The following is a 3,902-nucleotide window of genomic DNA, read 5'->3' on the forward strand; positions in this document are numbered from 1 at the left end:
AACCAGCGCGCGAGCCAGGGGAGTTGGACCGGCCGCGCGAACGGCGGCGTCGTCGGCGAGCAGTTCGATCAACAGCCGAACCGCGTCGAGCGCGCTCGCGCTGCGCACGAATCGTGGGAAGGCGGCGTGCACCGCGGTGAACATCTCGAGAACCAGGTCGTGCCGGGCACGCAAGTGGGCCCGCTCGTGGGTCAAGATGGCAGCGATCTCGCTGTCCGACAATGTGTTCAGCGTGCCCTCGCTGACGACCACGCGGCTGCGGACCCCGGGCAGGCAATAGGCCAATGGCTGTTTCACATCGAGGATGCGCAAATCATGGGCCATGGTGCAGGCCGGTGGCTGCACCGAATCGTGCGACATGTCGAGTAGATCGACCATCATCCGATGGTGCGCACGCCTGCGCCGCGTCGCGATGGCCACCTGCAGGATGGCAAGAAGCAGCCGTGCCCCGATGAGCAGCGTGAGTGCGAAGACGAAGACGTAGGCGATCCACAAGGGCCAACCGAGCACCTCTATTTCACTGGTGATGGTCGCGGTCGGTCTGCCGTCAGGCCCGGGTGCGAAAAGCCGGCTGGCGATGGCGATACCGGCGGAAAAGGCCGAGAGGACGGCCGCTAGAGCAATGGACTGCCATAACACGATGGCGGCCCGCGGCGCGCGCATCGGCCACGACGCCCGCGCAAGCATTGCCGGCACCGGCCCTGACAGGAGCAGGGCCACGATGGTGAAGGCCAGCGCGGACACGCTGTAAGTCTCCCTCAGCCGGTGCCCGGATCGCCAGCGGGCGGGGTTATCCGATCCTTGCTTTCCAACTCGGTCAGCGCTCGACGCAACGCGGCCGCCTCATCGGCGCCTACCCGCTCGACGAAATGGACCAGAGCGGCCTCTCGACTGCCGAAGTCGCCGACTTGATCGAGAGCGTCGACCATCAGCCCGGCCACGAGTTCGTCGCGGCCGTGCGTCGGCGCGTATCGGTGGGCGCGGTCGTCGCGGTGTTGCACTACGAGGTTCTTCTTCGCCAGCCGCTGCAGCACGGTCATGATCGTGGTGTAGGCCAGGTCGCGTCGGGCCGAGAGCGCTTCATGCACTTGGCGCACGGTTTGGGGCTCGCGCGAGGACCAGAGGTGGTCCATCACGGCGCGCTCCAGTTCTCCTAGACGCGTCAACTTGGCCATGTTTCGTTCATCTCCTACAGGCTCGAATCCAGGGTACTACGGGGTTACTACCGTGCGTCGTATCTAGCGCAGAGGAACAACTTTGTTCCGGCGGCGGAATGTTCCGGCAGTGGTCACCGGCTCGTCGTTTCCCCTTGTGAGTCCAGTCACAGGGTCTAGCTCTGCCGCGGTGCCTGACTATAGTAAGGCTAACCTAAGTGACCCGGGAGGTGCCCATGACAGTAGTCGTCGACGATCCGCTTATCGCAGGCATGGCGATCAGGCGGACGCTGCCACTGCACGAGTCGAGCCGGCGACTGCGTGAGCTCTATCCCGAATGTCCGCGGGTGTACGGCGTCGCGGTGATGGGCGATCTGTCGCGCCGGCGGTGGTGGCCCTTGGCCGAGGCGCTGACGACCGACCGGCTGCAGGTGATGTTCGATCTCGCCGCGCAGGAGACCGACAGCCGCGCCGCGGTGGCCCAGCAGTTGGCGGCCACGCTTGCCCACGTCGTCGTTGGTCGGGTCATCCCGCTGGTCGTGCTCGAAGGGCGGGCGTGGGACACCGGCCTGGAGAACCTGTGGGTGCACGTGGACTCCGAGGGGGCGATCGACTGGGTCGGCGTGGTCGATCCCACGCTTCGTGGCTTGCCGGACGATCCCTTCTTCGGCGGTCGCTCCTGCACGCATGCGGGGGCCTCAGCGCGCCGCGGTCTCATCGCCCTGCCCAGCGAGCCGGCGTTGACCACGTGGGTGGCTCACCGCAGCCATCGCGCCCTGGACCCGCTGTTCGCAAAGCTCGCCGAAATCAGCGAAGGCGCGATGTCCGTCGCCTCGATGTGGCACATCGTCGGAGGCGCCGTCGTGAGCGCGGCGACGCAGGTGCCGCTGTTGGCCGGGTCGAGCGAGGTGACCAGCATGCGCCGTGGCCAGGCGGTGCTCGACGCGCTGGTCAACTTCGGCCTGCCGGTCCGCGGCACATCTCGGATGTCGACGGGGAAGGTCTTGCTTAATTAGGCAAGCCTTGCCTATGCTTTAGGGGCAACACAGAAGGAATCGTGTACCAACGGACCGCGCCGGAGTCGCTGAGGGCTGCAGAGACCCCCGGTCCACACGAAGGACGGGCCCCACGCCTTGTGCGTGGGGCCCGTCCGCATGTTTGGCTACTTGTCGACGGCGCCGCCGCTGTCGGCCCAGTCGCCGAACGCACCGAGGTTGTAGACCTCCTCGTACCCCAGCTCTTTGAGCGCCTGGCCGGACAGCGCCGAACGGCCGCCCGATGCGCAGTACACGATGACCGTCTTGTCCTTCGCGAAATTCTGGTCGTGGTAGGGCGATTCGGGATCGGCCCGAAACTCCAGCATGCCGCGCGGAACATGCACAGCGCCGGCGACCTTGCCGGTCTTCTCCAACTCTGGCGCGTCTCTCACGTCGACGACCAAGGTGTTGCCCTTGGCGATCAACTCCTGCGCCTGCGCCGGTGAAACTCGGGGCACCACCGCGTTGGCGGCTTCAACTAAGTCTTTTGCACTCTTGGCCATGCCCGACGATAGCCCCGGGGCCACCTCGTCTTGGGGCGAACAACTTCGGCCGTGTAAACACAACTGCGTGACGACAAACGAGCCCGCCGGCCTCGGCGAAGGATTCGACAACGAACTGGGGCTGACCTACCTCGAGATGACACCCGATGGCGGGCGCGCACGGCTGGATATCCACGACAAGCTCCTGCAACCCTGGGGCATCGTGCACGGCGGCGTGTACTGCTCGATCGTCGAGAGCCTGGCGAGCGTCTCCGCCCATGTCTGGCTGTCCGAGAACGGCGGTGGCACCGTCGTCGGTGTCAACAACAACACCGACTTCTTGCGCGCCATCTCCTCGGGCACGGTCACCGCGGTGTCCACCCCCATCCACCGGGGTCGCCGCCAGCAGCTCTGGCTCATCACCATCACCGACGACAACGATCGCATCGTCGCGCGCGGCCAGGTGCGGTTGCAGAACATCGCGGAGTAACCGGCTGCCGCGTGCGCTGCTGTTTGCGGCGCTACATGGCAATATCGCGCACTATGCGTTTAACCCCGCATGAACAGGACCGGCTGCTGATCTCCTATGCCGCCGAACTGGCTCATCGCCGACGAGGCCGCGGCCTCAAGCTCAATCACCCCGAAGCGGTCGCGGTAATCACCGATCACCTCCTCGAGGGCGCCCGCGACGGCCGCACAGTAGCGGAGCTGATGGTCAGCGGCCGCGAAGTGCTCAGCCGCGACGATGTCATGGAGGGAGTGCCGGAGATGCTCTACGACGTCCAGGTGGAGGCCACGTTCCCGGACGGAACCAAACTGGTCACCGTCCACCACCCGATCCAATGATCCCGGGTGAAATCGTCCACGGAGACGGCGACATCGCGATCAATCCCGGCGCGAAGCGACTCGAACTGGACATCGTCAACACCGGCGACCGACCCGTCCAGGTCGGCAGCCACGTGCACCTGCCCCAGGCCAACGCCGCGCTGAACTTCAACCGCGTCGCCGCCTACGGCCACCGGCTCGACATTCCGGCCGGAACAGCGGTGCGCTTCGAACCCGGTGTCAACCAACACGTTTCCCTGGTGCCGCTGAGCGGCACACGGGAAGTACACGGGCTGAGCCTGAACCCGCCCGGTCGATTGGATGCGCGATGAGCGCTCGCGCGAAGAGCAGAGGACACCAGTGACCGAGCTGACCCGCGCCAGATACGCCGCGCTGTTCGGTCC

Annotated in this window: 7 protein-coding genes; 4 read left to right on the top strand and 3 right to left on the bottom strand. The window is 66.0% G+C overall.

Annotated elements, in window-relative coordinates; genetic code table 11:
• Both VFH65_RS26655 and VFH65_RS26660 read right to left on the bottom strand, forming a co-directional pair.
• Window positions 1-744 (bottom strand): M56 family metallopeptidase (locus VFH65_RS26655; RefSeq protein ID WP_353325748.1); only part of this gene is annotated, 744 nt, incomplete at its 3' end.
• Between the two features lie 14 nt (window positions 745-758).
• Window positions 759-1,175 carry a BlaI/MecI/CopY family transcriptional regulator gene (locus tag VFH65_RS26660; RefSeq protein WP_353325749.1) on the bottom strand — a complete coding sequence of 139 codons (417 nt, stop codon included), beginning with the start codon at window positions 1,173-1,175 and terminating at the stop codon, window positions 759-761.
• A gap of 215 nt (window positions 1,176-1,390) precedes the next feature.
• Here VFH65_RS26660 and VFH65_RS26665 point away from each other — a divergent pair, with 215 nt between their 5' ends.
• On the top strand, window positions 1,391-2,170 hold the full coding sequence (locus VFH65_RS26665) for an iron reductase (RefSeq protein WP_353325751.1): 780 nt from the start codon (window positions 1,391-1,393) through the stop codon (window positions 2,168-2,170).
• Window positions 2,171-2,316: 146 nt separating this feature from the next.
• Here VFH65_RS26665 and VFH65_RS26670 read toward each other — a convergent pair whose 3' ends face one another.
• Window positions 2,317-2,694 carry a rhodanese-like domain-containing protein gene (locus VFH65_RS26670; protein WP_353325753.1) on the bottom strand — a complete coding sequence of 126 codons (378 nt, stop codon included), beginning with the start codon at window positions 2,692-2,694 and terminating at the stop codon, window positions 2,317-2,319.
• A gap of 67 nt (window positions 2,695-2,761) precedes the next feature.
• Here VFH65_RS26670 and VFH65_RS26675 point away from each other — a divergent pair, with 67 nt between their 5' ends.
• From VFH65_RS26675 to VFH65_RS26685, 3 genes are read left to right on the top strand one after another with little or no spacing between them, the layout of a single operon-like run.
• On the top strand, window positions 2,762-3,163 hold the full coding sequence (locus VFH65_RS26675; RefSeq protein ID WP_353325755.1) for a PaaI family thioesterase: 402 nt from the start codon (window positions 2,762-2,764) through the stop codon (window positions 3,161-3,163).
• 53 nt (window positions 3,164-3,216) lie between these two features.
• Window positions 3,217-3,519: an urease subunit gamma gene (locus VFH65_RS26680; protein ID WP_353325756.1), complete on the top strand. Its 303-nt coding sequence runs from the start codon at window positions 3,217-3,219 to the stop codon at window positions 3,517-3,519.
• Window positions 3,516-3,830 (top strand): urease subunit beta, encoded by a 315-nt coding sequence (locus tag VFH65_RS26685; RefSeq protein ID WP_353325758.1) that lies wholly within the window; start codon window positions 3,516-3,518, stop codon window positions 3,828-3,830. Before VFH65_RS26680 ends, VFH65_RS26685 begins: the two co-directional genes overlap by 4 nt.
• The last annotated feature ends 72 nt before the right edge of the window (window positions 3,831-3,902 follow it).

The organism is Mycobacterium sp. (assembly GCF_035697385.1).
Classification (GTDB): Bacteria; Actinomycetota; Actinomycetes; order Mycobacteriales; family Mycobacteriaceae; genus Mycobacterium.